A 25,445-nucleotide genomic window follows, 5' to 3' on the forward strand; every position below is an offset into this window, starting at 1 on the left:
CGGGTTACCGCGCTGCGCGTTCTTTTTCGATGAGGAAATCCGCCACCTGCAGCGTGCGTTCCGGACCGCCGGAGGAGCCGAGGTCAAAGCGGTACTTGCCATTGACGATCATCACCGGTACGCCGGTGATCTGGTAGGCCATGCCGAGTTTCTTCGCCTGCTCGACGCGGCCACGCACGCCAAAGGAGTTGTAAGCCTTGAGGAAGGCCTGCTTGTCCACGCCATGCCCTTCGAGGAAATCGGCCATCTCCTCCGGCGTGGCGAGCTTCTTGCGCTCCTGGTGATAGGCGGCGAATACCGCGTCATGCACCTTAGGCTCCACGCCCATGGACTCCAGCGTGACGAACAGCTGGCCGTGCGCGTTCCAGATGCCGCCGAACATGGCGGGGATGCGCTTGAACTGCACATCCTCCGGCAGCTTCTCGGCCCAGGGCTTGATCACCGGTTCGAACTGGTAGCAATGCGGGCAGCCGTACCAGAACAGCTCGACCACCTCGATCTTGCTCGGGTCGGCAACGGGCACCGGACTGCTCAGCTCGACATATTCCTTGCCGGCCTGGAACTCCGCTGCCTGGGTCACCCCGCCGAACAGGCTGGCGGTAGCAAGGACGGCAGTGAGTAGGAAGTTACGCATGAAATACTCCTGTTTACGACGAACCGATGGCGCAACAGGCTGCAGCAAAACGCCGGGACTCGCCAGCGTTTTTCATCTGCCCGTGCCAAGCCGTGACGAAGGTAGTGTAGCCAGCCCCTAAACGCAGAAGGGCGCCCGGGCTTTCGGCCCGGACGCCCTTCTCGGTCAGCCCGCGGATGCGATCAGTGCAGGCCCTGGATGTAGCTGGACAGCGCTTCGATGTCCTTGTTGCTCAGCTTGGAGGCAACGCCACGCATGATCATGCTGTCACCGTCGTTGGTGCGGTTGCCTTCGCGGAAGTCGGTCAGCTGCTTGGCTGTGTACGCGGCGTGCTGGCCACCCAGTTTGGGGAAACCGGCCAGCTCGTTACCGACGCCGTTCGGCGCGTGGCACCCGGTACAGGCCGGCATGCCCTGATCCAGCTTGCCACCGCGGAACAGTTTCTCGCCCTGCTTGGCCAGAGCCGGATCGGCATAGCCAACGCTGCCCTTCTGGCTGGAGAAGTAGGCGGCGATGTCCTGCAGGTCCTGATCGCTCAGCGGATCGAGCATGCCGGTCATTTCCAGCACCTTGCGGCCCACACCTTCCGGGGCGCCCGGCGTGCTGCCGGCCTTGATGTCCTGGAGCTGCTTGAGCAGATAACGCTCGCCCTGGCCGGCGAGTTTCGGGAAGTTCGGCGCCGGGCTGTTGCCGTCCGCACCGTGGCAGGCGCCACACACTGCAACTTTGCCCTGACCAGCTTCGGCGTCTCCAGCCGCGTGGGCCATACCGGTGATGCCAAGGGTCAACAGCAGACTCACGAGTATTTTGTTCATCAGCTAATCCAACTACGGCTAAGGGTTTGAAAGGGAATTCATCGGGTCACGCACGGCCATCGAACCGGGGTAACGCTCGTTATAAGTGGCACGCAGGGCATCCGCAGCGGGGCGGCGACACCGCCGCACAGGCGCCCGCAACAGGCTGGACACCACGCACGGCCCGATATCAGGCCAAAGCGCACATAAAAACTGCGGCATTATATACTTCCGTTTCTGAAACGGAAACGAACCATTGCCGCACCCGCGTGCACTCACCGGAACGACCATGCTACCGAAAAACCCGATTCTCGGCCTTTGCCAACAGGCCTCCTTCATGATCAGCGCCGCCAAGGTCGATCAGTGCCCGGCCGACGAGGGTCTGGAAGTGGCCTTCGCCGGTCGATCCAATGCGGGCAAGTCCAGTGCGCTGAACACCATCACCCACGCCAACCTGGCGCGCACCTCGAAGACACCGGGACGCACCCAGTTACTCAATTTCTTCCGCCTCGATGACGAGCGCCGCCTGGTCGACCTGCCCGGTTATGGTTACGCCAAGGTGCCGATCCCGCTCAAGCAGCATTGGCAGCGCCATCTGGAAGCCTACCTGGGCAGTCGCGAGAGTCTGGTCGGGGTGTTCCTGATGATGGATATTCGCCATCCGCTGACGGAGTTCGACCGCATGATGCTGGACTGGGCCAATGCCAGTGACATGCCGTTGCACATCCTGCTGACCAAATCCGACAAGCTGGCCTTTGGCGCGGCGAAGAACGCACTGCTGGCGATCCAACGCGATATCCGCAAGGGCTGGGGTGCCGATGTCAGTGTGCAGCTGTTCTCCGCTCCCAAGCGGCAGGGTGTGGAAGAGGCGCAGCTGGTACTGGCCAGCTGGCTCGGTTTGCTGGACGACTCCGAGCAAGACCAGGCACCTGAAGCGTAAGACCGCTCAGCACCGCTGATCCACCACGCCGTGCCAGCACGCCTGTGGTGGATGCGAACGCGACATCTATCCGCGATGCACCGGCGGCATGGCCGGGAATAAACGGCTGCAGGGCCCGAGCGCGACGTTCGCCGGTCCGCCGCTCCGAACCGGGCGGATGCCGAAAAACGACATCCACCCTCTCCATCACCTCCTATCAGTCACGATAGGCGTCCACCGGCACGCACGCGCAGAACAGATTGCGGTCGCCGTAGACGTTGTCCACACGGTTCACCGCCGGCCAGTACTTGTGCGCACGGGCGTGGGCGCTCGGGGTCACCGCCTCGGCGATGCTGTAGGGGCGATCCCATTCGCCGATCACGTCGGCCAGGGTATGCGGCGCGCGTACCAGCGGGTTGTTGTCCGCCGGCCATTCGCCGTCCTGCACCTTGGCGATCTCCGCGCGGATGCTCAGCATCGCCTCGACGAAGCGATCCAGCTCCGCCTTCGACTCGCTCTCGGTGGGCTCGATCATCAGCGTGCCGGGTACCGGGAACGACATGGTCGGCGCATGGAAGCCGTAGTCCATCAGGCGCTTGGCAACGTCCTCCTCGCTGATGCCGCTGGCGGCCTTGAGCGGGCGCAGATCGAGAATGCACTCGTGGGCGACACGGCCGTTGCGGCCGCTATAGAGCACCGGGAACGCGCCGCCGAGACGGTTGGCGAGGTAGTTGGCACCGAGGATTGCCACCTCGGTCGCGTCACGCAGCTGCGGGCCCATCATGGCGATGTACATCCAGCTGATCGGCAGGATGCTCGCGCTGCCCCAGGGCGCCGCGCTCACCGCACCGTTGCCCGGTTGCGGACCTTCCAGCTCGACCACAGGGTGATTGGCCACGAACGGCGCCAGGTGCGCCTTGACGCCGATCGGCCCCATGCCCGGGCCGCCACCGCCATGGGGGATGCAGAAGGTCTTGTGCAGGTTCATGTGCGAGACGTCGGCACCGATGTCCGCCGGTCGCGCCAGGCCGACCTGGGCGTTGAGGTTGGCGCCGTCCATGTACACCTGGCCGCCCTGGGCGTGGATCGCGGCGCAGATCTCGCGCACGTTTTCTTCGTAGACGCCGTGGGTCGACGGATAGGTGATCATCAGGCAGGACAGCCGGTCGCCGGCCTCGGCGGCCTTGCGCTTGAGGTCCTCGAGATCGACGTTGCCGCCCTTGTCGCATTCGACGATGACCACACGCATGCTGACCATCTGCGCCGAGGCGGGGTTGGTGCCGTGCGCCGAGGACGGGATCAGGCAGATGTCGCGCTGCCCTTCACCGCGGCTCTCGTGATACTTGCGGATCGCGACCAGGCCGGCGTATTCGCCCTGGGCACCGGAGTTGGGCTGCATGCTGATGGCGTCGAAACCGGTGATCGCGCAGAGCCAGGCTTCCAGCTCTTCGATCATCAGCCTGTAGCCCAGCGCCTGGCCCCGCGGGACGAACGGATGCAGGTTGGCGAATTCGGCCCAGGTGATCGGAATCATTTCGCTGGTGGCGTTGAGTTTCATGGTGCAGGAGCCGAGCGGGATCATCGCCTGGTTCAGCGCCAGATCCTTGTTTTCCAGCTGCTTGAGGTAGCGCAGCATCTCGGTTTCGCTGTGGTGCGAGTTGAACACCGGATGCTCCAGGTAGCCGCTCTCGCGTTGCAGCCCTGCGGGAATGCCCGCGGCCAGCTCACCGGCATCCAGCGCGGCAACATCGAGGCCGTGATCGGCACCGAGGAAGATCGCCAGCAGCTGCTCGACGGTGCGCTCGTCGCAGGTCTCGTCGAGGCTCACGCCCAGCCGGCCGCGGCCGAGGATGCGCAGGTTGATCTGCGCCGCCTCGGCACTTTCGATGATCGCGGTCTGCGCACCACCGACCTCGAGGGTCAGGGTGTCGAAGAAATGCCGGTTGAGCCGCACGACGCCCTTCTGCTCCAGACCCGCGGCGAGAATGGCGGTCAGCCGATGGACGCGCTGGGCGATGCGCTTGAGGCCCTGCGGACCGTGATAGACGGCATAGAAGCCAGCGATGTTGGCCAGCAGCACCTGCGCGGTGCAGATGTTGGAGTTGGCCTTCTCACGACGGATATGCTGCTCGCGGGTCTGCAGCGCCATGCGCAGCGCGGTGTTGCCGCGGGCGTCCTTGGACACGCCGATGATGCGTCCCGGCATGCCACGCTTGAACTCGTCGCGGCTGGCAAAATAGGCCGCGTGCGGACCGCCGTAGCCCATCGGCACACCGAAGCGCTGGGTCGAGCCGAGCACCACGTCGGCACCCAGTTCGCCCGGCGGGGTCAGCAACAGCAGGCTGAGCAGGTCGGCCGCCACGCAGGCCAGCGCCTGCTGTGCGTGCAGCTGCTCGATCGCCGGACGCAGGTCGCGAATCTCGCCATGGGTATCCGGGTACTGCAGCAGCGCGCCGAACACCTCGTGTCCGGCCAGGTCTTCCAGCGTGCCGACTACCAGTTCGAAGCCGAACGCTTCGGCGCGGGTCTGCACCACCGAAAGCGTCTGCGGATGGCAATTCTCGTCGACGAAGAAACGGTTGCTCTTGCTCTTGGCCATGCGCCGGGCCAGGGTCATGGCCTCGGCTGCTGCGGTCGCCTCATCGAGCAGCGAGGCATTGGCCAGATCGAGGCCGGTGAGATCGATGATCATCTGCTGATAGTTCAGCAACGCTTCCAGCCGACCCTGGGCAATCTCCGGCTGATAGGGCGTGTAGGCGGTGTACCAGCCCGGATTCTCCAGCACGTTGCGCAGGATCACCGGCGGGGTGATGGTGCCGTGGTAGCCCATGCCGATCAGGCTGGTCCAGAGCTGGTTCTGCTCGGCATAGCCCTTGAGCTTGGCCAGCGCCGCCTGTTCATCCAGCGCGGGCGGCAGATTCAGCTCGCCCTGCAGGCGGATCGCCGGCGGCACGGTCTGCTCGATCAGCTGCTCGCGGCTGGCCAGCCCCAGCGCGTCGAGCATGGCCTGCTGTTCGCCCTGATCCGGGCCGAGGTGACGGCGCAGAAAGGCATCGGTTTGCTGGAGTTGGGAAAGGCTCGGCATATACGGCATGGTCGCTACTCTCGAAAAAAACAAAAGCCCCGACAGAGCGGGGCTTTTGCGGATGATGCTTAGGCGTCGGCGTCGCAGGCGGCCTGGTAACCGGCTGCGTCGAGCAGCTTGTCCAGCTCCGCCTTGTCGCTCGGCTGCAGGCGGAAGAACCAGCTGCCGTAGGGGTCGCTGTTGACCTGCTCGGGCGAATCGGCCAGCGCCTCGTTAATGGCGATCACCTCACCGGAAACGGGGGCATAGATGTCGGAGGCGGCCTTTACCGACTCGACCACGCCGGCTTCCTGACCGGCATTGAGCTGGCGCCCGACCTCGGGCAGCTCGACGTAGACCACATCCCCCAGCGCCTCCTGGGCGTGATCGGAGATGCCGACGGTGACGCTGCCGTCCGCTTCGAGACGGGCCCACTCGTGGCTGGCGGCGTAACGCAGATCGCTGGGGATATTGCTCATTGTTGGATCCTCAAGGCTGTTGACAGCAGTCGCGCAAAACAGTCGGTCGAATTTACACCAGTACCTTGCCGTGCCGCACGAATGTCGGCTGCACGACCCGCACCGGATACCACTTGCCACGAATCTCCACTTCCGCGCGCTCGGCGGTGCCGGCCGGCACGCGCGCCAGGGCGATGGATTTGCCAAGCGTAGGAGAAAAACTGCCACTGGTGATCTCGCCGTCACCGACACCGTTGACCCGCACCACCTGATGGGCTCGCAGCACGCCGCGCTCTTCCAGCACCAGGCCGACCAGCTTGGGGAGATCGCCCTGGGCGCGCTGCTGCTCCAGCGCGGCACGGCCGACGAAATCGCGCTCGGCGGGCTCCCAGGCCACGGTCCAGCCCATGTTGGCGGCCAGCGGCGAGACCTCCTCGGTCATGTCCTGGCCGTACAGGTTCAGCCCGGCTTCCAGACGCAGGGTGTCACGTGCGCCAAGGCCAATGGGGGGGATGCCGGCACCGACCAGCTCGCTGAGAAAATCCGGCGCCTGCTCGGCCGGCAAGATGATCTCCAGACCATCTTCGCCGGTGTAGCCGGTACGACCGATGAACCAGTCGCCTTCGGCCAGGCCCTGGAATGGCTTGAGTTCCTGGATCAGCGTGGCGCGGGCCTGGCTGACCAGCTCGGCGGTGCGCGCACGGGCATGCGGCCCCTGGATGGCCAGCATGGCCAGCTGCGGACGCTCGTTGATCTCGACGGCGAAACCCGCCGCCTGGGCCTGCATCCACGCCAGGTCCTTGTCGCGGGTACTGGCATTGACCACCAGGCGGTAGCCCCAGTCGGTGAGGTAGACGATCAGGTCATCGATCACCCCGCCGCGCTCATTGAGCATGGCCGAGTAAAGAGCGCGGCCGGGGCTCTTCAGGCGTGCCACGTCGTTGGCCAGCAGGTGTTGCAGATAAGCGCTGGCCTGGTCGCCGGCCACGTCGACCACGGTCATGTGCGAGACGTCGAACACTCCGCAATCACGTCGCACCTGATGATGTTCTTCGACCTGGGAGCCGTAGTGCAGTGGCATGTCCCAGCCACCGAAGTCGACCATCTTGGCGCCGAGCGCAAGGTGCTGATCGTAGAGGGGAGTACGCTGACCCATGGGTTTCTCCTTCCGGGCAGGTCGCCGAATCGGCGTTGGAAAAGTCAGTAAAGCCGGCCCTTGCGGGGAGCGGCGACTTTCGAATGGCGCGCATTGTAGCCCCAAGGTGGCAGGAGGTCACGGCGCATCAGGCGGCAGGAGACTGGAGGTCGAACGGCCATACACGGGCGCTACCGGACCGCGTGCAGCGCCACCGGAAAGCCTCGGCAGGCTAGCCGACGCGCCTGGCCGAGCGACGAATCAGCAGGATCACCGGCAGCAGGCCGACCAGCACCAGCGTCAGCGCCGGCAGCGACGCGCGCGCCCATTCGCCTTCGCTGGTCATCTCGAAAATGCGCACCGCCAGAGTGTCCCAGCCGAACGGACGCATCAGCAGAGTCGCCGGCATTTCCTTGAGCACGTCGACGAACACCAGCAGCGCCGCGCTCAGCGTGCCCGGCAGCAACAGCGGCAGATAGACGCGCAAGAACAGGGCCGGCCCGCCGACACCGAGGCTGCGCGACGCCTGCGGCAGCGATGGACGAATTCGCGCCAGGGCGTTTTCCAGCGGGCCGAAGGCGACCGCCATGAAGCGGATCAGATAGGCCAGCAGCAAGGCACCGAGGCTGCCGAGCAGGATCGGCTTGCCGGCCCCGCCCAACCAGCTCGACAGCGGTATCACCATGTGCCGGTCCAGGTAACTGAACGCCAGCATGATCGACACTGCGAGCACCGAGCCGGGCAGCGCATAACCCAGGTTGGCCAGGCTGACCGCGCTGCGGATCGAGCGCACCGGCGCCTGGCGCCGGGCGAACGCCAGCAGCAGCGCTACGCTGACGGTGATCAGCGCAGCCATGCCGCCAAGGTAGAGCGTGTGCAGGATCAGCCCGGCGTAGCGTTCGTCGAGGTCGAAGCGCCCACGCTGCCAGAGCCAGGCCAGCAGTTGCAGCACCGGAATGACGAAGGCACAGAGAAACACCAGACCGCACCAGGCGCTGGCGGCCAAGGCCTTCATGCCGGTCAGCCGATAAAGTGCAGCCGAGCGCGCGCGCTCGTTGGCCGGCCGCGCCGCGCCGCGCGCGCGGCGCTCGCCGTAGAGCACCAGCATCACCGCCAGCAGCAGCAGACTGGCCAGCTGCGTGGCGCTGGTCAGACTGAAGAAGCCGTACCAGGTCTTGTAGATGGCGGTGGTAAAGGTGTCGAAGTTGAATACCGCCACGGCACCGAAATCGGCCAGCGTTTCCATCATCGCCAGCGCCAGCCCGGCACCGATGGCCGGCCGTGCCATCGGCAGCGCCACGCGCCAGAAGGCCTGCCAGGGCGTCTGGCCGAGTATCCGCGCCGCCTCCATCAGCCCCTTGCCCTGAGCCAGAAAGGCCGAGCGAGCCAGCAGATAGACGTAGGGGTAGAACACCAGCACCAGCACCGCGATGACGCCCCCGGTGGAACGCACCCGCGGAAAGCGGATACCGCTGCCGAACCACTCGCGGGCCAGGCTCTGCACCGGCCCGGAGAAATCCAGCAGACCGATGAAGACGAACGCCAGCACGTAGGCGGGTATCGCGAACGGCAACATCAGCGCCCAGTCGAGCCAGCGTCGACCGGGAAACTCGCACAACGCCGTCAGCCAGGCGAGGCTGACCCCGAGCACCACCACGCCGATGCCCACGCCGAGCACCAGTGTCAGCGTGTTGCCCAGCAAACGCGGCATCTGCGTGTCCCACAGGTGCGCCCAGATCTCGCCATCGATGCTGCCCCAGCTGAACAGCAGAATGCTCAGCGGCAGCAACACCAGCGCCGCGACGGCGAATGAGATGGGATACCAGCGGCGCTCGACGGGATGGGACACTCAAGCCTCGACAGCAGGAAAAACGACGCCCCGGACAAGCCGGGGCGCGAAGTATAACCGCAGCGGCAGACCTGGCGGCTGAGCCGGGGTCACCGCAGCGATGGCGGCAGGCGGATCAGTTCCAGCCGGCGCGGTCCATCATCTTGATCGCCTCGGCCTGGCGCTTGCCGGCGACTTCAACCGGAATGGTGTCGGCCTTGAACTCGCCCCATGCCGCAACTTCGGCGGACGGTTTCACGTCCGGGTTGGCCGGGTATTCCATATTGATGTCCGCGAAAATGCTCTGAGCCTCGGCGCTGGTCATCCACTCCACCAGCTTGCGCGCAGCATCCGGATTCGGCGCGTGCTTGGTCAGACCGATGCCCGACAGGTTGACGTGCACGCCGCGGTCCTGCTGGTTCGGCCAGAACAGCTTGGCCTTGAGCTGCGGGTTCTGCGCATGCAGACGACCGAAGTAGTAGGTGTTGACGATGCCGACGTCGCACTGGCCGGCGTCGACCGCCATGACCACGGCGTTGTCGTCGGCAAATACGTCGGTGGCGAGGTTGTTCACCCAGCCCTTGAGGATCTGCTCGGTCTTCTCGGCGCCATGGGTTTCGATCATGGTGGCGGTCAGCGACTGGTTGTAGACCTTCTTGCTGGTGCGCAGGCACAGGCGGCCTTCCCAGTTCTTGTCGGCCAGCGCTTCATAGGTGGTCAGCTCACCGTCCTTGACCCGCTCCGGCGAGTAGACGATGGTCCGTGCGCGCAGCGACAGGCCGGTCCAGGCATCGCTGGAGGAGCGGTACTGCGCGGGGATGTTGTCCTTCACCACCTGGGAGTTCAGCGGCTGCAGGATGCCCATTTCTTCGGCTTGCCAGAGGTTGCCGCCATCGACGGTCAGCAGCAGGTCCGCAGGAGTGTTCGCGCCTTCGGCCTTGATGCGGGCCATCAGCGGAGCTTCCTTGTCGGTGATGAACTTGATCGCTACACCGGTCTTCTTGGTGTAGGCGTCGAATACCGGTTTGATCAGCTCATCGATGCGCGAGGAGTAAACCACTACTTCATCGGCAGCCTGGACAGCGCCCGATAGCGCCGTCAGCGCCAGGGCGGCGAGAAAACCTTTGCTAGCCTGCATGGAACAGCCTCTTGGTGAGAACAGAGGCCTGAATAGTAGTGAATGTTATTTACCTTCTCAATGCGACAAATCGTGCCGGTAACCTTTTGTAAATATCAGTCTGCTATCAGGGCCGTGCCAGCGCAGGCAGGTCGCCGCTCAAGCCCAGCGCCTGGCGGACGAACAGCGCTTTCGCCTCCGGCAGTGCCTGTACGGCCTTGAGGCCGGTGTTGCGCAACCAGCGCAGCGGCAACGGATCGGCCTGGAACAGTCGCTCGAAGCCCTCCATCGCCGCCATCATCGCCAGGTTGTGCGGCATGCGGCGGCGTTCGAAGCGACTCAGCACCCGGATATCTTCGGGCCGCTCACCACGCGCCATGGCCGCCTCGATGACCTCCGCCAGTACCGCTGCGTCCAGAAGCCCGAGGTTGACTCCCTGCCCTGCCAGTGGATGGATGGTGTGCGCGGCATCGCCGATCAGCGCGAGCCCAGGCTGCACGTAGCGCTTGGCATGACGCTGGCGCAGTGGAATGCACAGCCGCGGATCGACCTCCTCCACCTCGCCCAGACGCTGCTCGAAGGCACGGCCCAGCGCCGCGCGGAACGCCACGTCATCCAGCGCCATCAGGCGCCTGGCTTCTAGCTCGGTAACCGACCAGACGATGGAGCACCAGTGCTGGTCGCCATCACGCTCCAGCGGCAGAAACGCCAGCGGGCCGTCGTCGGTGAAGCGTTGCCAGGCAGTCCGCTGATGCGGCTCGCTGCAGCGCACACTGGTGACGATGGCCTGATGCAGATAGTCCCATTCGCGTGTTTCACAGCCAGCCAGCCGGCGCACCGCCGAGTTGGCGCCATCGGCGGCGACCAGCAAGGGCGCGTTCAGCTGACGACCGTCGTCCAGTGTCAGTTGCCAGCCCTGCGGCGTACGTTCCAGCCGCTCGAGCCGGGCGGCGCCGAGCAACCGCTGGCCGCCACGGCGCTGCATCGTCTCCAGCAGCGCGTCCTGCACCACCCGGTTCTCGACGATATGGCCGAGCACCTCGGCATGCACGGTCTCGGCGGAAAAATGGATCTGTCCGGTACCCGAGCCATCCCAGACATGCATGTCGGTGTACGGGCTGACGCGCCGCGCCGACATCCCCGGCCAGGCGCCGAGGCGCTCGAAGATGCGCTGGCTGGCTGCCGACAGGGCGCTGACTCGTGGCTCGAAGCCGCCTTGCGGGTCGAAATCGGCGGCCTCCAGCGGGCTCGCATCGAGCACCAGGATGTCCAGCCCGCTGCCTTCGAGTGCCAGGGCCAGCGTACTGCCGACCATTCCGGCACCGACGATGATCAGATCGGCTTGCATCGGTTGTCTCCTGCCTGCCGCGCGCGCGGCTTGAGTCTTATGTAGAGGGTCTTCTGCACCCGCGCCACCAGCGTACCGTCGCCATCACGCACTTCGACGTGCATCCGCGGCAGGTACTTGCTGCCATCGGCGGTGCGCATGCGAATCTCGTCGAGCAGTTGCTGGCTGATGCTGAAATCGGCGTAGACCGCGCCCCGCCCGGGGCTGACGAATTCGATGTTGGCCGCCTTGTCCCAGACGATGTAGTCCGGCCCGAGGTTCTCCATGAGCATCAGCACGAAGAACGGATCGACCATGGAATACAGCGATCCGCCGAACTGCGTGCCCACGTAGTTGCGGTTGTACCAGCGCAGCACCATCTTGACCCGAACCAGGCGCAGGTCGGCGCTGATATGTCGCACCCGCACCCCGGCGCCGAGATACGGCGGGTAGAAGTTCAAGGCCCAGCGCAGAAATCGCGCCTTGCGCGCCAGCCTGGCCCCATCCATGCGGGAGCCCGCGGGTACGGCGCGGTCAGCCGGCACGTGTGCCGAGGCCCATGGCCTGGCGCGCGAACCAGCGTTTGGCCACGGGAGCCAGGTCCAGGCCGAGCAAGCCGAGGTTACGTCCGGTGGCGACCAGCCGTCCGGAATCGCCGAACAGGCGGGTAACCTGGTCGGAGAAACCCACGGTCAGGCGCTGATCGAAACGTTGCCGGCGGGCGTACTCCTGCAGCAGCGCCAGATCGCCCAGCGGCGCTTCGCTGCGCAGCAACGCGGCACTCAGCGCATCCACGTCCCGTAGCGAGAGGTTGTAACCCTGCCCGGCGATCGGATGCAGGCTGTGGGCGGCATTGCCCAGCACCACCAGCCCCGAGCGTACCTGTTCCTCGGCCTCGATCAGCGTCAGCGGGTACAGATGACGGGCGCCGACCTGCTGCAGCGCGCCCAACCGATAGCCGAAGGCGTCCTGCAGTTCGGCAAGAAACACCGATTCGTGGGCCTGGGCCAGGCGCGTGGCATCGGCCGGCGAGCGGGTCCATACCAGGGCGCAGCGATGGTCCTGCAGCGGCAGCAGCGCCATCGGGCCGTCTTCGGTGAAGCGCTCGAAAGCCAGCCCGCCATGGGGCTTGCCCGGGGTGATGTTGGCGATCAGCGCGGTCTGCCCGTAGGGCCTGCGCGCGACCTGGATGCCGAGTTGCTCGCGCAGGCTGGAGCGGCCGCCGTCGGCCAGCACCGTCAGCGCGCACTCCAGCCGCTGGCCATCGGTGAAGCTTAGGCGATAACCGGCGGTGCCGGGCTCCAGCCGCTCGACTTCGGCCGGGCAATGGCGCACCACCACCTCGTCATCCAGCGCCTGCCACAGGCAATGTCCGATCCAGGCGTTCTCTACCACATAGCCCAGCGCCTCGACCGCCTCGTTCCGCGCATCCAGCCGGGCGGCACCGAAGCGGCCGCGTTCGGAAACGTGGATGCGCAGAATCGGCTCGGCACGCTCGGCGATCCGGCCCCACAGGCCCAGACGCTGATAGATCAGCCGGGTGCCGTAGGACAGCGCCGTGGAGCGCGCATCGTAGCTCGGCTGGTACTCGTGCCCCGGCTCGAACGGCTCGATCAGGTGGATGCGCCAGCCACGCTCACGGGCGCCCTCCTGCAAGGCCAGCGCAAGGCTCGCGCCGACCAGTCCGCCCCCGATGATCGCCAGGCTCTGCATCAGGCGGCCTGTTCTCGTGCGGCGGCCATCAGTGCCTCGATCTCGGCCACGCTCTTCGGCACGCCACCGGTGAGGATCTCGCAGCCGTTCTTGGTCACCACCACGTCGTCCTCGATGCGTACGCCGATGCCGCGCCATTTCTTGGCGACGTTCTGGTTGTCCGCGGCGATATAGATGCCAGGCTCCACGGTCATCGCCATGCCCGGCTCGAGCACGCGCCACTCGCCACCGATCTTGTAATCGCCGACGTCGTGCACGTCCATGCCCAGCCAGTGGCCGGCGCGATGCATATAGAAAGGTTTGTAGGCCTCGCTGGCGATCAGCTGGTCGACCTCACCCTGCAGCAGACCCAGCTCCACCAGGCCGGCGGTGATCACCCGCACCGTGGCCTCGTGCGCCTCGTTCCAGTGCTTGCCGGGTGCGATGTGCTTGAAGGCTTCTTCGTTGGCCTTGAGCACCAGCTCGTAGATGGCCTTCTGCTCGGGCGAGAACCTGCCGCTGACCGGGAAGGTGCGGGTGATATCGCTGGCGTAGCAGTCGATCTCGCAACCGGCGTCGATCAGCACCAGATCGCCATCCTTGAGCGGCGCATCGTTCTCCCGGTAATGCAGGATGCAGGCGTTCCTGCCGGCGGCGACGATGCTGCCGTAGGCCGGCATCTTCGCGCCACCCTTGCGGAACTCGTAGTCCAGTTCGGCTTCCAGGTGGTATTCGAACAGGCCGGCGCGGCTGGCCTGCATGGCCCGGATGTGCGCACGGGCGGAAATCTCCGCGGCGTGCTTCATCACTTTCACCTCGCTGCTCGACTTGTACAGACGCATGTCGTGCAGCAGGTGATCGAGGGCGACGAACTCGCTGGGCGGCTGCGCACCCTGGCGCGCCTTGGCGCGGATGGTCTTGATCCACTCCATCAGCCGGTGATCGAAGGCTTCATTGGTGCCGATGGCGTAGTAGACCCGATCGCGGCCCTCGATCAGGCCGGGCAGGATGTCGTCGATATCGCCGATGGGAAAGGCATCGTCGGCACCGTATTCAGCGATGGCACCGTCCTGCCCGGCACGCAGGCCGTCCCAGAGCTCGCGCTCGGGATCGCGCTCGCGGCAGAACAGCACGTACTCACCATGCTCGCGGCCCGGAATCAGGGCAATCACCGCTTCCGGCTCGGGGAAGCCGGAGAGGTACTGGAAGTCGCTGTCCTGGCGGTAGACATGCTCGACATCGCGGTTGCGGATGTACATCGGCGCCGCCGGCAGGATGGCGATGCTGTTGGGTTCCATCTGCTCCATCAGCGCCTTGCGTCGACGGGCGTATTCCGATCTGGGGATGCGAGTCATGGGCGCAACGGTGTCCTCAATGCAGGGAAGGTTTCGCGGCAGCGGGCAGCGGCTTGGCGCATTCGGTAAACAGCAGCAGCGGCGCTACGCGCAGATATTCCATCACTTCCATATAGTCGGTCTCGCCGTCCTCGGACTCTTCCAGCGAGTCCTGGATCTGCGCGATGGCCGAGAGATCCTGCAGCACTTCCATGGCTTCGCTGCTCAGCGCACGGTCACCGGCGGTCAGGCCGAAGCCGGCAAGGAAGCCCTGGCACCACTGACCGAGGGCCACGGCGCGTTCGGCCAGTGGCGCATCGTCGCTGGGCAGCAGCAACACGATGGCGATGTCGTCACCGGCGAGCTCGCCCTTGACCATTTCCTGCAGGCCGATAAGCGCCTGACGCACGTTGTCCTGCGGCGCTTCGCCAAGCAGGTCCGAGGCATCGGTCAGCCAGGGTTCGACGTCGAAACCGGCACCGGCGCAACTGCGCCCGAGCAACAGGCCGTGCAGCTCGGCCGGCGATACGCTTTGTGGACTGCCTGCCAGAAGCGTGGCGAAAGCAGCATAAGGGGAGTTCTGAATGGACATGGCGGCTAGGCGCACGGTGGCGCAATGACTAGAATGAAGGCTTCGTATCCTAGCACCGGCGGCCGCGGCAAGACCATCGAAGCCCCCGGGCATCGCCTCCGTCTTCAGCCGAGCCCCCAACAGGAATCCCATGGAAGACGCCGATCTGAAAGCGCTGACCGCCAAGCTGGAGCAGCTGATTCAGCGCATCGAACAACTCAAGGCGCAGAACCACCTGCTGCTGGCCAACGAGCGGGCCTGGCGCGAAGAGCGCGCTCATCTGATCGAAAAGAACGAAATGGCCCGGTTGAAGGTCGAATCAATGATTTCGCGCCTGAAAGCCCTGGAGCAGGACTCATGACCCAGCCGAACACCGTTACCGTGCACATCATGGACAAGGAATACTGCATTGCCTGTCCGCCGGAAGAACGCAGCAACCTGGAAGGCGCGGCCCGCTACCTGGATCGCAAGATGCGCGAGATCCGCAGCAGCGGCAAAGTCATTGGCGCCGATCGCGTGGCCGTCATGGCCGCGCTGAACATCACCCATGAGCTGTTGCACAAGCATGACCGCCTGGATGCCGAGGCCAGCAGCGCACGCGAGCACGTACGCATGCTGCTGGAGCGCGTGGACAGCGCCCTGGCCACCGACCCCAACCCATCCGGCAACTGATTGGCGGTGTCGCCGACCGAGTGGCGCCCTGTGCAGTGGCAGGGCTCGCGCGACGCTCGTTCCGCCTGTCGCCGGCCCGGCGCCAGGGTTCCCGATGAACCGGGACCAGAGGCCGGATTGTTGAGGTATACTGCGGCCAACTCCCTGGCATGTTCGCCAGTCGGCGATGACCCTCTCCCGATAAGCAACACCATGGAGGCTACACGTGGTACCGGTGTGCATGTCCGCCTGACGGAAAGCCTTAAGGTACTCTGTAGTCGCCACCTTGAACTCTCGGGTTCAAGGGCCTACGCTGGCAGCGGCATGCTGGGGAGCCACTTCCGATGATCGTAGCCGAAGGCCTCTCGCGCCCGGCGCTGCGTCGCAAGCTGCGCCAGACCCGGCGCCAACTCTCTCCCGCCCAGCAACGCCACGCCGCCCGCCGCCTCTACCGGCAACTCAGCCATCACCCGCTCTTTCGTCGCGCCCGGCATATCGCCCTGTATCTGCCCAACGACGGCGAGATCGATCCACGCCTGCTGCTGCGCGCCGCGCAACGCCGGGGCAAGGCGACCTATCTGCCGGTACTCAACCCATGGCCGCGCACGCGCATGGTGTTCCAGCGCATCGAGCCCGGCGAGCGGCTGCGGCGCAACCGCTTCGGCATCTTCGAACCCGTGATTCGAACCGCTCGACAGCGTCGCGTCTGGGCGCTGGACCTGCTGTTGATGCCATTGGTGGGTTTCGATGGGAATGGCGGGCGGCTGGGCATGGGCGGCGGGTTCTATGATCGCAGCCTGGCGTACCGCGCCAGGCGCAAAAAAAGTCACAAACCGACGCTTCTGGGCCTGGCCCATGAATGCCAGCGGGTCGATCGACTGCCGCTGGAGACCTGGGATGTACCCCTGCTGGGTACGGTGACGGACCGGGGCTGGTACGTCGAGCGCTGAAACGCCGCGTCCATGCGGCACTCGATCAGCGTTGCTGGGTCTGCTGCACCTGGATCACCGGGGCCATGCCCGCGGCGCCGTCGTTGCGCTCCCACAGGCTCTGCGTATAGCCGGTGGTGACTACGCCCAGGCCGAAGATGAAGACCAGAATCCAGAGAATATCGGGCTTGCGTTTCATGTGTGTTCGCCTCCCCCTACCAGGCGAAATGCTTGCGTCGAGTCGATGTGATTTATCGTTCTAGGACTCGATAGGCCACCTTACAGCCGCGGCATTTTCCGTGAAGCCTCGGCACGGCGCAAATCCGTATTGCAGCCGATTGTCGGAGATTTTGCCATCATGGTCTTATCGAACCGAACGAACGGAGAGCAAGGTTCATGCCTTACTGGTTAATGAAGTCCGAACCCGATGAGTTTTCCATCCAGGACCTGAAAAAACTGGGCCACGGCCGCTGGGATGGCGTACGCAACTATCAGGCGCGTAACTTCCTGCGCCAGATGCAGGAGGGGGATCATTTCTTCTTCTATCACTCCAGCTGCGCCGAGCCGGGCATCGCCGGAGTCGGCCGGGTCATCCGCAGCGCCTACCCCGACCCTACCACCCTGGACCCCGAAAGCCCCTATCACGATGGCAAGGCCAGCAGCGAAGCCAACCCCTGGAGTGCCGTGGACGTCGAATTTGTCGAAGCCTTCTCGACTCCCCTCGCGCTGGCTCGGCTCAAAGCTAACCCGGCGCTGCGGGAACTGGCACTGGTGAAAAAAGGCAGCCGCCTCTCGGTCATGCCGGTAAGCGACACCGAGTGGCAAGCGATCCTGGCGATGCGCTGAGCTACTGGATGATCAGGTTGTTGAACAGCAGATCGTCGACCAGAGGCTTGCCCTCTTCCTGCTCGAGCACTTCGCGCACCTGTTTCAATGCTTCCTGACGCAAGAGCTCCTTGGCCTCGACACTGCCCAGCGTCTCGTCGGTCTGCTCGGAGAACAGCATCACCAGCTGATGGCGGATCAGCGGCTCGTGGTGCTTGACCCGATCCTCCACCTCCTTGCTGGAAATGCGCAGCGCCACGTCGGCCTTGAAGTACTTGAGTCGCTCGCCGGAGGCATAGTTGCCTACCATCGCCGGCGTCAGCGCGTAATAGAGGGTCTGTGGAGCAGCGGACTCATCGGCCGACTCATTGGCTTGAGCGGCTCCGGCAACTGCCAGGCAGAAAAACATCGAAAAAAGTAGGTATCTCACGCGCTGCGGCTCCAGAGAGGAAACCCTCCCAGCATAACCAGTCACAGCACAACGCCCAAGCCGTTGCACTACCGCCTGCCACTTATACGCCGCCATTACAGCGAGCGATGCTGATTGCCTCGCCACGTAGCGCTCCTAGACTGAAAGCCCTGAGCAGTCGAGCCATCCCATGTCGGGCGGCAAGCGTCCGACCAGTCGAACAAGGAAAAGCGATGAAAGCCGTCCTGTGCAAAAGCTTCGGCCCGCCCGAAAGCCTGGTTGTCGAAGATGCCCCCTCCCCTCAGATCAAACCGAGCGAGATCCTGCTCGACGTGCATGCTGCCGGGGTCAATTTCCCGGACACGTTGATGATCGAGGGCAAATACCAGTTCAAGCCGCCGTTTCCGTTTTCGCCCGGCGGCGAGGCGGCCGGCGTGGTCGCTGCGGTCGGCGAAAAGGTCAGTCACCTGAAGGTGGGCGACCGGGTCATGGCGCTGACCGGCTGGGGCAGCTTCGCCGAGCAGGTGGCAGTGGCCGGCAGCAATGCGCTGCCGATTCCGCCGAGCATGGACTTCGCCACCGCTGCTGCCTTCAGCATGACCTACGGCACCTCGATGCACGCACTGAAGCAGCGCGCCAACCTGCAGCCCGGTGAAACCCTGCTGGTACTGGGCGCCTCCGGTGGTGTCGGCCTGGCTGCAGTGGAGATCGGCAAGGCCATGGGCGCCCAGGTGATTGCCGCGGCCTCCAGCGCCGAGAAGCTGGAGGTGGCGAAGAATGCCGGCGCCGACGAGCTGATCAACTACAGCGAAGTGAGCCTGAAGGAGCGGCTGAAGGAACTTACCGGCGGCCAGGGCGTGGATGTGATCTACGACCCGGTGGGCGGCAAGCTGTTCGAGGAAGCCTTCCGCAGCATCGCCTGGAACGGCCGCATGCTGGTGGTCGGCTTTGCCGCCGGCGGCGATATCCCGGCACTACCGGCCAACCTGCCGCTGCTCAAGGGTGCGGCACTGATCGGCGTGTTCTGGGGCGCCTTCGCCCAACGCCAGCCGCAGGACAACGCTGCGAATTTCCGCCAGCTGTTCGCCTGGCACGCCGAAGGCAAGCTCAAGCCGCTGGTGTCGCAACGCTTCACGCTGGAGGAAGCCGGCCAGGCCATCGCCACGCTGGGTCAGCGCAAGGCAGTGGGCAAGCTGGTGGTGCAGGTGCGCTAAGAACGCACCTAGGGGGGCTGCAGGAAGCGTCAGACGCTTCCTGCACGATCCGATCGGATCAATGGGCGGTGGCGGGGGCCTCGCCGGCGCTCTGCATGCGCGCCATTTCCTGGGCGTAGAGCGCATCGAAATTCACCGGAGCCAGCATCAGCGCCGGGAAGGAGCCGCGGGTCACCAGGCTGTCCAGCGCTTCGCGGGCATACGGGAAGAGGATGTTCGGGCAGAACGCACCAAGCGTGTGGCTCATCGCAGCCGCTTCCAGGCCCTTGATCAGGAAAATGCCGGCCTGCTGCACCTCGGCAATGAAGGCCACTTCCTCACCGGTCTTGACGGTGACCGAGAGGGTCAGCACCACTTCGTAGAAGTCGCTTTCCAACTGCTTCTGCTTGGTGTTCAGGTCCAGCGCGACACTCGGATTCCATTCCTGACGGAAAATTTCCGGGCTCTTCGGCGCTTCGAAGGACAGGTCACGGACGTAGATGCGCTGCAGGGAGAACTGCGCGCCCTGTTCGTTCTGCGACGCTGCGCCGCCGTTGTTAGCTTGTTCAGTCATTTCTGCAACCTTCTATCCAGTTGTGCGTGTCGTTTGAATTGTTCGCGGACCCGCGGTGCCGGCCTCAGGCCTGCAGCAACGGGTCGAGGCGTCCGGCGCGCTCCAGAGCGTGCAGCTCATCGCAGCCGCCGACGTGCTTGTCGCCGATCCATATCTGCGGCACCGAGGTGCGTCCGGCCTTGCTGGCCATCTCGGCGCGCAGGGTCGGGTTGCCATCCACGGGAATTTCCTCGTAGGCGACACCCTTGCGATCGAGCAGCGCCTTGGCGCGGATGCAGAACGGGCACCAGGCGGTGGTATAGATGACGACGTTGGGCATGATTACTTGACCACTGGCAGATTGTCGCCGCGCCAGCTGGAAATCCCTCCCGACAACTTGGCGGCGGTGAAGCCTGCCTTCTGCAGCTCACGGCAGGCCGTTCCGGCGTGCTGCCCCATGGCGTCGACCACGATGATGGTCTTGGCCTTGTGCTTTTCCAGCTCGCCTGTGCGGCTGACCAGTTTCTCGTAGGGAATGTTCAATGCATCGACGATATGGCCGGCGTCGAACTCCTTCTTGGCGCGCACGTCCAACACCACGCCCTCGCCACTGTTGACCAGTGCCGTCAGTTCGCGATTGCTCAGGCTCTTGCCACCCTTGCGTGTCTCGGTGATGAACAGAAGGATCAACAGCGCCACGAACAGGCTGCTGAGTACATAGTGGTTAGAGACAAATTCAATCAGGTTAGCGAGCATCAACGGGTACCCGGACGATAAAATGCGGGCCAGTATACACAGCCCCTCCTACCGGCTGAACCCTGATGATTCGTGACCTCGCCCCGGCCAGCCAGTAGACTGGCCACCCTTTTCCGCCCCCGTGCAAGGAGCCCGAAAGCATGCCCGTCGCCCCTACCGCCGCGCCCAAACCTCTGGTACTGATCATTCTCGATGGCTTCGGGCACAGCGACAGCCCGGACTTCAATGCCATCCATGCCGCGCGCAAGCCGGTATACGATCGCCTGCTGGCGACTCAGCCGCACGGACTGATCTCCGGCAGCGGCATGGATGTCGGCCTGCCGGACGGGCAGATGGGCAACTCCGAGGTCGGCCACATGAACCTGGGGGCCGGGCGCGTGGTATATCAGGACTTCACCCGGGTGACCAAGGCGATCCGCGACGGCGAGTTCTTCACCAATCCGACCATCTGTGCCGCCGTCGACAAGGCCGTAGGTGCCGGCAAGGCGGTGCACATCCTCGGCCTGCTCTCCGACGGTGGCGTGCACAGCCACCAGGATCATCTGGTCGCCATGGCCGAGCTGGCGGCCCAGCGCGGCGCCGAGAAGATCTACCTGCACGCCTTCCTCGACGGCCGCGACACCCCGCCGAAGAGCGCACAGCACTCCATCGAACTGCTCCAGGCCACCTTCACCCGCCTGGGCAAGGGCCGTATCGCCAGCCTGATCGGCCGCTACTTCGCCATGGACCGCGACAACCGCTGGGACCGCGTGCAGCAGGCCTACGAGCTGATCGTCGACGGCAAGGCCGAGTACCGCTCCGACTACGCGGTGGACGGCCTGATCGCCGCCTACGAGCGCGGCGAGAGCGACGAGTTCGTCAAGGCCACCGGCATTGGCGAGCCGGTACGTGTCGAAGACGGTGACGCCGTGGTGTTCATGAACTTCCGCGCCGACCGCGCCCGCGAGCTGACCCGCTGCTTTGTCGAACCCGGTTTCAAGGAATTCGAGCGTGCCCGGGTGCCGCAACTGGCCGAGTTCGTCATGCTCACCCAGTACGCCGCGAGCATTCCCGCTCCCGCCGCTTTCGCCCCGGAAGCGCTGACCAACGTGCTCGGCGAGTATCTGGCCAACAACGGCAAGACCCAGCTGCGCATCGCCGAAACCGAGAAGTACGCCCACGTCACCTTCTTCTTCTCCGGCGGCCGCGAGGAACCCTTCCCCGGCGAGGAGCGCATCCTGATTCCTTCGCCGCAGGTTGCCACCTATGACCTCAAGCCGGAAATGAGCGCGCCGGAGGTCACCGACCGCATCGTCGAGGCCATCGAGAACCAGCGCTACGACGTCATCGTCGTCAACTATGCCAACGGCGACATGGTCGGCCATACCGGCGTGTTCGAAGCGGCGGTCAAGGCGGTGGAGTGCCTGGACAGCTGCGTCGGTCGCATCGTCGAGGCGCTGGACAAGGTCGGCGGCGAAGCCCTGCTGACCGCCGACCACGGCAACGTCGAGCAGATGGAAGACGCCATGACCGGGCAGGCGCACACCGCGCATACCTGCGAGCCGGTGCCCTTCATCTATATCGGCAAGCGCAACGTCTCGATCCGCGAAGGCGGCGTACTGGCCGACGTCGCGCCGACCATGCTGACCCTGCTGGGCATGCCGGTTCCGCAGGAAATGACCGGCCGCTCCATCGTCGAACTCAACTGACGGGTGCCGGCGGGAAGCCGGGGCGCACGACTTCGCTTCCCGCGACGGGCCTCAAGCTTCCCGTCAGCTTTTTAGGCATACTACGCCGGTCATAACCCTCGGTTGACAGCCCTCCATGCCTCGTACATTCCTCGCTCTCGCCTTTCTCTGCCTGCTCGGCCCGGCCGTGGCGGACGAGCGCGCCGCCGCGCGCCAGCAGATCGAAGCCGCCCGCCAGGACATCGCCGAACTGCAGAAGCTGCTCAAGCAGATCGAGCAGGAGAAATCCGGCGTCCAGAAACAGCTGCAGACCACCGAAAGCGAGATGGGGCAGCTGGAAAAGCAGGTCGACACCCTGCAGCAGGAGATCGACCGCAGCGAGGCCGAGCTGGAGCGCCTGAACGAGGAGAAGACCACCCTCGAAGGTGCTCGCCTGGAACAGCAGCGCCTGATCGGCCTGCAGGCCCGCGCCGCCTATCAGAACGGTCGCCAGGAATACCTCAAGCTGCTGCTCAATCAGCAGAACCCGGAAAAATTCAGTCGCACCCTCACCTATTACGACTATCTCAACAAGGCCCGCCTCGAGCAGCTCGACAGCTTCAACGAGACACTGCGCCAGCTGGCCAACGTCGAGGCCGACATCGAAGCGCAGCAGAACCTGCTCGCCGAGAAGAAGGACGGCCTGCTGGAGCGACGCGATCAGCTGGCCGAAGTGCGCAAGGAGCGCCAGCAGGCACTGGCCAAGCTGAACAGCGACCTGTCCAGCCGAGAGCAGCGGCTGCAGGCTCGCCGCCAGGAACAGGCGCAGTTCGAGCGGGTGCTCAAGACCATCGAAGAGACGCTGGCCCGTCAGGCACGCGAGGCCGAGGAGGCTCGTCAGCGCGAACTGCTTGCCGAACGCCAGCGTCAGCAGCAGCAACAACAAGCCAGGCCCAGCGGCAGCTCCGCGCCGAGTGGCCCGCTGGTATCCAGCGCCGGTGGCAGCTTTGGCGGGCCGTTCGCCCAGGCCAAAGGTAAACTGCCCTGGCCGGTGGACGGACGTCTCGTCGCCCGCTACGGCACTCCACGCGGCGGCGATGCTCGAACCAAGTGGGACGGCGTACTGATCGGCGCCAATGCCGGCACCCAGGTCCGTGCCGTGCATGGCGGCCGGGTGGTGTTCGCCGACTGGTTGCGCGGTGCCGGCCTGCTGGTGATCCTCGATCACGGCAACGGTTACCTGAGCCTTTACGGACACAACCAGAGCCTGCTGCGGGACGCCGGCGACATCGTCAAGGCCGGCGACCCGATTGCCACGGTAGGCACCAGCGGCGGCCAGGAAACCGCCGCACTGTATTTCGCCATTCGTCAGCACGGTCGCCCCAGCGACCCTGCCCAATGGTGCCGCGCGCAAGGCTGACCGATGGCGGCATCCGGCCCCGCCGAGCCACCCGGTCCACCTGGCGTGCCCTCTCATTACTGGAGTTCGACATGTTGCACCTGCGCCGTTTCGCCCGCCCTTCCACGCTCGCCCTGGCCATCCTGCTAGGCATGCAAGGCGGTGCCTGGGCCCAGCAGCCTCCGGCGGAAGCGGCTGCAGTACCAAGCTCCAAGGCACCGCTGCCGCTGGACGAGCTGCGCACCTTCGCCGAGGTCCTGGACCGCATCAAGGCGGCCTATGTCGAGCCGGTGGATGACAAGACCCTGCTGGAAAACGCCATCAAAGGCATGCTCAGCAACCTCGATCCGCACTCGGCCTATCTCGAGCCAGAAGCCTTTGCCGAGCTGCAGGAAAGCACCAGCGGCGAATTCGGCGGGCTGGGCATCGAGGTCGGCATGGAGGACGGCTTCATCAAGGTGGTGTCGCCGATCGACGATACGCCGGCATCCAAGGCCGGCATCGAAGCCGGCGACCTGATCGTCAAGATCGACGGGCAGCCGACCAAGGGTCTGTCGATGATGGACGCCATCGCCAAGATGCGCGGCAAACCCGGCAGCACCATCAGCCTGACGCTGGTACGCGAAGGCGGCCAGCCGTTCGACGTCAAGCTGACCCGTGCGGTGATCAAGGTGCGCAGCGTCAAGAGCCAGCTGCTGGAGCCCGGTTACGGATACCTGCGTGTCACCCAGTTCCAGGTCAACTCCGGCGAGGAGGTCGGCAAGGCGCTGGCCAAGCTGAAGAAGGACAATGGCGGCAAGAAGCTCAACGGCCTGGTGCTGGACCTGCGCAACAACCCCGGCGGCGTGCTGCAGGCCGCGGTGGAGATTTCCGATCACTTCCTCACCAAGGGCCTGATCGTCTACACCAAGGGCCGCATCGCCAATTCCGAGCTGCGCTTCAACGCCGATACGGCCGATGCCAGCGAAGGGGTGCCGCTGGTCGTGCTGATCAATGGCGGTAGCGCCTCGGCCTCGGAGATCGTGGCCGGCGCCCTGCAGGATCACAAGCGGGCGGTGGTCATGGGCACCGACAGCTTCGGCAAGGGCTCGGTGCAGACCGTGCTGCCGCTGAACAACGATCGCGCGCTCAAGCTCACCACGGCGCTCTACTACACGCCCAAGGGCCGCTCGATCCAGGCCCAGGGCATCGAGCCGGATATCGTCGTCGAACGTGCCAAGCTGACCCGCGAACAGGCTGCCGAAGGCTTCCGCGAAGCGGATCTGGCCGGGCATCTGGGCAATGGCAACGGCGGCCCGGATCGGCCAACCAGCACGCAGATCGCCAGCGACTCGGATCGACCGCAGGACGATGACTACCAGCTCGGTCAAGCGCTGAACCTGCTCAAGGGATTGAACCTCACCCGCGGCCAATGAGCGTGCCGCGCTGGACGGCCGGCCTGGCGCTGCTCCTGGCGCTGGCCGGGCAGCCAGGGTTTGCAGACGAAGCCGATGCAGACCGGCGCGTCGCCGCGCGGCCCAGTCTGACCCTGATCATCGACGACCTCGGCCAGAACCCCGCACGCGACCGCCGCGTGCTGCAGCTGCCCGGGCCGGTCGCATTGGCCATCCTGCCCGGTACGCGCCACGCCGCGGAATTGGCCGAACAGGCCCATCGCGCCGGCAAGACGGTAATGCTGCACATGCCGATGGCGCCCGCCGGTGGCCGCTTCGCCTGGCATCCGCAACTACCCCACGACGAGCTGGCACGCCGCCTTGACGCTGCGCTGGCCGCCGTGCCCCACGTGCGCGGGTTGAACAATCACATGGGCAGCGCGATGACCGAGCAGCCGCAAGCCATGACCTGGTTGATGGGCGAGCTGCAGCGTCGTCATCTGTTCTTCCTCGACAGCCGCACCAGCCCTCGCACCGTAGCCGCTGCCAGCGCGCAGCGCACTGCGCTGGCGAGCCTGTCGCGGGATATCTTTCTCGATGACGACCCATCCCCCGCTGCGGTGGCCGAGCGGTTCCAGGCCGCGATCGCGCTTGCGCGCAAGCAGGGTTCGGTGGTGATCATCGGCCACCCCCACGAGAGCACGCTGGCGCTCCTGGAGCGGGAACTGCCGCGCCTGACTGCGCAGGGCATCGAGTGGGTGGACGTTGGCCAGATGATCGCCACGCGCGGCAATCGCGCCATGGCCGCCCACGGTCGCGGCGGTATCTACCGCTGAAA

At 65.2% G+C, this 25,445-nt stretch carries 27 protein-coding genes and 1 other RNA gene; 11 read left to right on the forward strand and 17 right to left on the reverse strand.

Going from position 1 to position 25,445, the window contains the following annotated elements; translation table 11 throughout:
- Positions 1-4: 4 nt before the first annotated feature.
- Both PSTAB_RS19955 and PSTAB_RS19960 read right to left on the reverse strand, forming a co-directional pair.
- The gene (locus PSTAB_RS19955) at positions 5-634 is read right to left on the reverse strand and encodes a thiol:disulfide interchange protein DsbA/DsbL (RefSeq protein WP_011915062.1); all 630 of its coding nucleotides are present in this window, start codon (positions 632-634) and stop codon (positions 5-7) included.
- Positions 635-816: 182 nt separating this feature from the next.
- The gene (locus PSTAB_RS19960) at positions 817-1,449 is read right to left on the reverse strand and encodes a c-type cytochrome (RefSeq protein ID WP_017244153.1); all 633 of its coding nucleotides are present in this window, start codon (positions 1,447-1,449) and stop codon (positions 817-819) included.
- Positions 1,450-1,717: 268 nt separating this feature from the next.
- On the opposite strand from PSTAB_RS19960, the gene yihA reads away from it, so the two are divergent.
- Positions 1,718-2,368: a ribosome biogenesis GTP-binding protein YihA/YsxC gene (yihA, locus tag PSTAB_RS19965; RefSeq protein WP_013984407.1), complete on the forward strand. Its 651-nt coding sequence runs from the start codon at positions 1,718-1,720 to the stop codon at positions 2,366-2,368.
- Between the two features lie 196 nt (positions 2,369-2,564).
- Here the strand turns inward: yihA and gcvP are convergent, their stop codons facing one another.
- From gcvP to PSTAB_RS20015, 10 genes are all read right to left on the reverse strand, one after another.
- A complete protein-coding gene (gene gcvP, locus PSTAB_RS19970) occupies positions 2,565-5,441 on the reverse strand; it encodes an aminomethyl-transferring glycine dehydrogenase (RefSeq protein WP_041771894.1) in 2,877 nt (958 codons plus the stop codon).
- Positions 5,442-5,500: 59 nt separating this feature from the next.
- On the reverse strand, positions 5,501-5,890 hold the full coding sequence (gene gcvH, locus PSTAB_RS19975; RefSeq protein WP_013984409.1) for a glycine cleavage system protein GcvH: 390 nt from the start codon (positions 5,888-5,890) through the stop codon (positions 5,501-5,503).
- A 52-nt stretch (positions 5,891-5,942) separates the two neighbouring features.
- Positions 5,943-7,025 carry a glycine cleavage system aminomethyltransferase GcvT gene (gcvT, locus tag PSTAB_RS19980; RefSeq protein WP_013984410.1) on the reverse strand — a complete coding sequence of 361 codons (1,083 nt, stop codon included), beginning with the start codon at positions 7,023-7,025 and terminating at the stop codon, positions 5,943-5,945.
- Between the two features lie 211 nt (positions 7,026-7,236).
- A complete protein-coding gene (locus tag PSTAB_RS19985) occupies positions 7,237-8,853 on the reverse strand; it encodes an ABC transporter permease (protein WP_013984411.1) in 1,617 nt (538 codons plus the stop codon).
- A gap of 115 nt (positions 8,854-8,968) precedes the next feature.
- Positions 8,969-9,970: an extracellular solute-binding protein gene (locus PSTAB_RS19990; protein WP_011915069.1), complete on the reverse strand. Its 1,002-nt coding sequence runs from the start codon at positions 9,968-9,970 to the stop codon at positions 8,969-8,971.
- Positions 9,971-10,076: 106 nt separating this feature from the next.
- Positions 10,077-11,297 (reverse strand): 2-octaprenyl-3-methyl-6-methoxy-1,4-benzoquinol hydroxylase, encoded by a 1,221-nt coding sequence (locus tag PSTAB_RS19995; RefSeq protein ID WP_013984412.1) that lies wholly within the window; start codon positions 11,295-11,297, stop codon positions 10,077-10,079.
- Complete coding sequence (locus PSTAB_RS20000; protein ID WP_013984413.1) at positions 11,282-11,785, reverse strand: DUF4442 domain-containing protein; 504 nt, start codon at positions 11,783-11,785, stop codon at positions 11,282-11,284. The genes PSTAB_RS19995 and PSTAB_RS20000 overlap by 16 nt, the downstream gene beginning before the upstream one ends.
- Positions 11,786-11,810: 25 nt before the next feature.
- Positions 11,811-12,989 (reverse strand): 2-octaprenyl-6-methoxyphenyl hydroxylase, encoded by a 1,179-nt coding sequence (ubiH, locus tag PSTAB_RS20005; protein WP_013984414.1) that lies wholly within the window; start codon positions 12,987-12,989, stop codon positions 11,811-11,813.
- Positions 12,989-14,323 (reverse strand): Xaa-Pro aminopeptidase, encoded by a 1,335-nt coding sequence (gene pepP / locus PSTAB_RS20010; protein WP_013984415.1) that lies wholly within the window; start codon positions 14,321-14,323, stop codon positions 12,989-12,991. Before pepP ends, ubiH begins: the two co-directional genes overlap by 1 nt.
- 16 nt (positions 14,324-14,339) lie before the next feature.
- A complete protein-coding gene (locus PSTAB_RS20015) occupies positions 14,340-14,894 on the reverse strand; it encodes a YecA/YgfB family protein (RefSeq protein WP_013984416.1) in 555 nt (184 codons plus the stop codon).
- 130 nt (positions 14,895-15,024) lie between these two features.
- On the opposite strand from PSTAB_RS20015, the gene PSTAB_RS20020 reads away from it, so the two are divergent.
- From PSTAB_RS20020 to PSTAB_RS20030, 4 genes are all read left to right on the forward strand, one after another.
- A complete protein-coding gene (locus tag PSTAB_RS20020; RefSeq protein ID WP_011915075.1) occupies positions 15,025-15,234 on the forward strand; it encodes a TIGR02449 family protein in 210 nt (69 codons plus the stop codon).
- Positions 15,231-15,545, forward strand: coding sequence for a cell division protein ZapA (locus tag PSTAB_RS20025; protein ID WP_013984417.1), 315 nt, complete (start codon positions 15,231-15,233; stop codon positions 15,543-15,545). Before PSTAB_RS20020 ends, PSTAB_RS20025 begins: the two co-directional genes overlap by 4 nt.
- A gap of 138 nt (positions 15,546-15,683) precedes the next feature.
- Positions 15,684-15,862, forward strand: a non-coding RNA gene (gene ssrS / locus PSTAB_RS21005) — 6S RNA.
- Between the two features lie 6 nt (positions 15,863-15,868).
- The gene (locus tag PSTAB_RS20030) at positions 15,869-16,474 is read left to right on the forward strand and encodes a 5-formyltetrahydrofolate cyclo-ligase (RefSeq protein WP_013984418.1); all 606 of its coding nucleotides are present in this window, start codon (positions 15,869-15,871) and stop codon (positions 16,472-16,474) included.
- Positions 16,475-16,499: 25 nt separating this feature from the next.
- Here PSTAB_RS20030 and PSTAB_RS21830 read toward each other — a convergent pair whose 3' ends face one another.
- Positions 16,500-16,652, reverse strand: coding sequence for a hypothetical protein (locus PSTAB_RS21830; protein ID WP_011915077.1), 153 nt, complete (start codon positions 16,650-16,652; stop codon positions 16,500-16,502).
- A 197-nt stretch (positions 16,653-16,849) separates the two neighbouring features.
- Here PSTAB_RS21830 and PSTAB_RS20035 point away from each other — a divergent pair, with 197 nt between their 5' ends.
- Positions 16,850-17,299 (forward strand): EVE domain-containing protein, encoded by a 450-nt coding sequence (locus tag PSTAB_RS20035; RefSeq protein ID WP_013984419.1) that lies wholly within the window; start codon positions 16,850-16,852, stop codon positions 17,297-17,299.
- 1 nt (position 17,300) lies between these two features.
- Here PSTAB_RS20035 and PSTAB_RS20040 read toward each other — a convergent pair whose 3' ends face one another.
- Positions 17,301-17,687 carry a flagellar basal body-associated protein FliL gene (locus tag PSTAB_RS20040; protein WP_013984420.1) on the reverse strand — a complete coding sequence of 129 codons (387 nt, stop codon included), beginning with the start codon at positions 17,685-17,687 and terminating at the stop codon, positions 17,301-17,303.
- Positions 17,688-17,920: 233 nt separating this feature from the next.
- Between PSTAB_RS20040 and PSTAB_RS20045 the strand changes: the two genes are divergently transcribed.
- Positions 17,921-18,901, forward strand: a complete 981-nt coding sequence (locus tag PSTAB_RS20045; protein ID WP_013984421.1) for an NADPH:quinone oxidoreductase family protein — start codon at positions 17,921-17,923, stop codon at positions 18,899-18,901.
- Positions 18,902-18,959: 58 nt separating this feature from the next.
- Here the strand turns inward: PSTAB_RS20045 and secB are convergent, their stop codons facing one another.
- The 3 genes from secB to PSTAB_RS20060 all read right to left on the reverse strand — a co-directional run bounded on the left by secB (position 18,960) and on the right by PSTAB_RS20060 (position 20,189).
- A complete protein-coding gene (gene secB, locus PSTAB_RS20050; protein WP_011915080.1) occupies positions 18,960-19,454 on the reverse strand; it encodes a protein-export chaperone SecB in 495 nt (164 codons plus the stop codon).
- A gap of 64 nt (positions 19,455-19,518) precedes the next feature.
- Entirely contained in the window at positions 19,519-19,773 is a 255-nt protein-coding gene (gene grxC / locus PSTAB_RS20055) for a glutaredoxin 3 (protein ID WP_011915081.1), read from the reverse strand.
- Positions 19,774-19,775: 2 nt separating this feature from the next.
- Positions 19,776-20,189 (reverse strand): rhodanese-like domain-containing protein, encoded by a 414-nt coding sequence (locus tag PSTAB_RS20060; RefSeq protein WP_011915082.1) that lies wholly within the window; start codon positions 20,187-20,189, stop codon positions 19,776-19,778.
- A gap of 140 nt (positions 20,190-20,329) precedes the next feature.
- On the opposite strand from PSTAB_RS20060, the gene gpmI reads away from it, so the two are divergent.
- From gpmI to PSTAB_RS20080, 4 genes are all read left to right on the forward strand, one after another.
- Positions 20,330-21,877, forward strand: a complete 1,548-nt coding sequence (gene gpmI, locus PSTAB_RS20065; RefSeq protein ID WP_013984422.1) for a 2,3-bisphosphoglycerate-independent phosphoglycerate mutase — start codon at positions 20,330-20,332, stop codon at positions 21,875-21,877.
- Positions 21,878-21,992: 115 nt separating this feature from the next.
- Positions 21,993-23,255: a murein hydrolase activator EnvC family protein gene (locus PSTAB_RS20070; RefSeq protein WP_013984423.1), complete on the forward strand. Its 1,263-nt coding sequence runs from the start codon at positions 21,993-21,995 to the stop codon at positions 23,253-23,255.
- A gap of 71 nt (positions 23,256-23,326) precedes the next feature.
- Positions 23,327-24,649 (forward strand): S41 family peptidase, encoded by a 1,323-nt coding sequence (locus tag PSTAB_RS20075; RefSeq protein WP_011915085.1) that lies wholly within the window; start codon positions 23,327-23,329, stop codon positions 24,647-24,649.
- Entirely contained in the window at positions 24,646-25,443 is a 798-nt protein-coding gene (locus PSTAB_RS20080) for a divergent polysaccharide deacetylase family protein (protein ID WP_013984424.1), read from the forward strand. Before PSTAB_RS20075 ends, PSTAB_RS20080 begins: the two co-directional genes overlap by 4 nt.
- The last annotated feature ends 2 nt before the right edge of the window (positions 25,444-25,445 follow it).

The organism is Stutzerimonas stutzeri (assembly GCF_000219605.1).
GTDB classification, from domain to species: Bacteria; Pseudomonadota; Gammaproteobacteria; order Pseudomonadales; family Pseudomonadaceae; genus Stutzerimonas; species Stutzerimonas stutzeri.

Coding starts and splice junctions, on each gene's coding strand:
- PSTAB_RS19955 (WP_011915062.1), bottom strand. CDS start 634: ATGCGTAACTTCCTACTCACTGCCGTCCTTGCTACCGCCAGCCTGTTC.
- PSTAB_RS19960 (WP_017244153.1), bottom strand. CDS start 1,449: ATGAACAAAATACTCGTGAGTCTGCTGTTGACCCTTGGCATCACCGGT.
- yihA (WP_013984407.1), top strand. CDS start 1,718: ATGCTACCGAAAAACCCGATTCTCGGCCTTTGCCAACAGGCCTCCTTC.
- gcvP (WP_041771894.1), bottom strand. CDS start 5,441: ATGCCGTATATGCCGAGCCTTTCCCAACTCCAGCAAACCGATGCCTTT.
- gcvH (WP_013984409.1), bottom strand. CDS start 5,890: ATGAGCAATATCCCCAGCGATCTGCGTTACGCCGCCAGCCACGAGTGG.
- gcvT (WP_013984410.1), bottom strand. CDS start 7,025: ATGGGTCAGCGTACTCCCCTCTACGATCAGCACCTTGCGCTCGGCGCC.
- PSTAB_RS19990 (WP_011915069.1), bottom strand. CDS start 9,970: ATGCAGGCTAGCAAAGGTTTTCTCGCCGCCCTGGCGCTGACGGCGCTA.
- PSTAB_RS19995 (WP_013984412.1), bottom strand. CDS start 11,297: ATGCAAGCCGATCTGATCATCGTCGGTGCCGGAATGGTCGGCAGTACG.
- PSTAB_RS20000 (WP_013984413.1), bottom strand. CDS start 11,785: ATGGATGGGGCCAGGCTGGCGCGCAAGGCGCGATTTCTGCGCTGGGCC.
- ubiH (WP_013984414.1), bottom strand. CDS start 12,989: ATGCAGAGCCTGGCGATCATCGGGGGCGGACTGGTCGGCGCGAGCCTT.
- pepP (WP_013984415.1), bottom strand. CDS start 14,323: ATGACTCGCATCCCCAGATCGGAATACGCCCGTCGACGCAAGGCGCTG.
- PSTAB_RS20015 (WP_013984416.1), bottom strand. CDS start 14,894: ATGTCCATTCAGAACTCCCCTTATGCTGCTTTCGCCACGCTTCTGGCA.
- PSTAB_RS20020 (WP_011915075.1), top strand. CDS start 15,025: ATGGAAGACGCCGATCTGAAAGCGCTGACCGCCAAGCTGGAGCAGCTG.
- PSTAB_RS20025 (WP_013984417.1), top strand. CDS start 15,231: ATGACCCAGCCGAACACCGTTACCGTGCACATCATGGACAAGGAATAC.
- PSTAB_RS20030 (WP_013984418.1), top strand. CDS start 15,869: ATGATCGTAGCCGAAGGCCTCTCGCGCCCGGCGCTGCGTCGCAAGCTG.
- PSTAB_RS21830 (WP_011915077.1), bottom strand. CDS start 16,652: ATGAAACGCAAGCCCGATATTCTCTGGATTCTGGTCTTCATCTTCGGC.
- PSTAB_RS20035 (WP_013984419.1), top strand. CDS start 16,850: ATGCCTTACTGGTTAATGAAGTCCGAACCCGATGAGTTTTCCATCCAG.
- PSTAB_RS20040 (WP_013984420.1), bottom strand. CDS start 17,687: ATGTTTTTCTGCCTGGCAGTTGCCGGAGCCGCTCAAGCCAATGAGTCG.
- PSTAB_RS20045 (WP_013984421.1), top strand. CDS start 17,921: ATGAAAGCCGTCCTGTGCAAAAGCTTCGGCCCGCCCGAAAGCCTGGTT.
- secB (WP_011915080.1), bottom strand. CDS start 19,454: ATGACTGAACAAGCTAACAACGGCGGCGCAGCGTCGCAGAACGAACAG.
- grxC (WP_011915081.1), bottom strand. CDS start 19,773: ATGCCCAACGTCGTCATCTATACCACCGCCTGGTGCCCGTTCTGCATC.
- PSTAB_RS20060 (WP_011915082.1), bottom strand. CDS start 20,189: ATGCTCGCTAACCTGATTGAATTTGTCTCTAACCACTATGTACTCAGC.
- gpmI (WP_013984422.1), top strand. CDS start 20,330: ATGCCCGTCGCCCCTACCGCCGCGCCCAAACCTCTGGTACTGATCATT.
- PSTAB_RS20070 (WP_013984423.1), top strand. CDS start 21,993: ATGCCTCGTACATTCCTCGCTCTCGCCTTTCTCTGCCTGCTCGGCCCG.
- PSTAB_RS20075 (WP_011915085.1), top strand. CDS start 23,327: ATGTTGCACCTGCGCCGTTTCGCCCGCCCTTCCACGCTCGCCCTGGCC.
- PSTAB_RS20080 (WP_013984424.1), top strand. CDS start 24,646: ATGAGCGTGCCGCGCTGGACGGCCGGCCTGGCGCTGCTCCTGGCGCTG.